The sequence below is a fragment of the Pseudomonas sp. NPDC089395 genome (assembly GCF_044749525.1).
Taxonomy (GTDB): domain Bacteria; phylum Pseudomonadota; class Gammaproteobacteria; order Pseudomonadales; family Pseudomonadaceae; genus Aquipseudomonas.
In genome coordinates this window covers 1-1,359 of sequence record NZ_JBIVID010000030.1, presented here as the reverse complement: position 1 = coordinate 1,359, position 1,359 = coordinate 1, and the positions used below count along the sequence as shown (strand labels likewise).

Annotated in this window: 1 protein-coding gene; it reads left to right on the top strand. The window is 56.5% G+C overall.

Annotation, left to right across the window (positions count from 1 at the left end; all coding sequences use genetic code 11):
• Window positions 1–50 precede the first annotated feature (50 nt).
• Entirely contained in the window at window positions 51–1,310 is a 1,260-nt protein-coding gene (locus ACIPZG_RS26750; RefSeq protein WP_400718503.1) for an IS256 family transposase, read from the top strand.
• Window positions 1,311–1,359 lie beyond the last annotated feature (49 nt).

Genomic DNA, 1,359 nt, shown 5'->3' with positions numbered 1-1,359 from the left:
GGGTGTCAGAAATTTTGTGTTCGGGCATAACATGAGTAAGAGGTGCATGTATGCCAACCAAAAAGAAATCTGAACGCCAACCAGTGCGAGAGCTGCCGAAGCTCCCAAAGGAGCTGCTGGATCAACTCCCTGAAACGCTGATGACCGCCGAGGCGATCGAAGAGGCTTCTGCGGCCTTCAAGAAAGCGCTGATTGAGCGAGCCCTAAATGCCGAGCTTGGTCACCACTTGGGCTATCCGTCGGGCGCGCAGCGCCCGGAGGATGAAACCAACCAGCGCAACGGTAAGAGCGGCAAGACAGTGCTAACCGGCGATGGCCCGATACGCCTGGATATTCCACGCGACCGAAACGGCAGTTTCTCGCCGATTCTGATCCCCAAGCATGAGCGCCGGTATACCGGTTTCGACGACAAGATCATTGCCATGTATGCCCGTGGAATGACGGTCAGAGAGATTCGTGCGTTTCTTTCTGAGCAGTACGGCACGGACGTCTCCCCCGATTTCATCAGCTCTGTGACCGACGAAGTCATGGAAGAAATTGGCGCGTGGCAGCAGCGTCCGCTGGAGCCGATGTACCCGGTCATTTTCTTTGATGCGCTGCGGGTGAAGATCCGCGAAGAAGGCCTGGTGCGCAACAAGGCCATTTACCTGGCGTTGGGCGTTTTACCCGATGGGACGCGCGATATCTTGGGTATCTGGATCGAGAACACCGAGGGTGCGAAGTTCTGGATGAAGGTGTTCAACGACCTCAAGACGCGTGGTGTAGAGGACGTGCTGATTGCCGTGACCGATGGCCTCAAAGGTATGCCAGAAGCCCTCAGCGCAGTATTTCCAGAGACAACGTTGCAGACATGCGTCGTGCACCTGATTCGCAACAGCCTGGACTATGCGGCCTGGGACAAGCGGCGGGCACTGGCCAAGGCGCTGAAACCGATTTACCAGGCCATCAATGCAGAAGCGGCTGAGCAGGCATTGGATGAGTTTGAAAACGGGCCTTGGGGCAAGCAGTATCCAACAGTTGTTGCGGCCTGGAGACGCGCCTGGGATCGAGTGATTCCATTCTTTGTCTTCCCGCCAGCCATCCGGAAAGTGATTTACACCACCAACGCCATCGAGAGTATCAATGCTCAGTTGCGCAAGATCATCAAGACCCGGGGCCATTTCCCGAACGATGACGCAGCCACCAAGCTGATCTGGCTGGGCCTGCGGAACATCACGGCAAACTGGGGCTCGGCGGCGCATGATTGGAAAAGTGCGATGAATCAATTCGCGATTCTGTACGGGGATCGGTTCATCAGGCCGACCTGGTAAAATCAGGGCCTGCCTAGCGGCAGGCCCTTACCGGCCCGCACACAAAAAA

Bases quoted from the DNA above. Each gene is read 5' to 3' on its own strand.
- ACIPZG_RS26750 (WP_400718503.1), top strand. From the start codon at position 51: ATGCCAACCAAAAAGAAATCTGAACGCCAACCAGTGCGAGAGCTGCCG.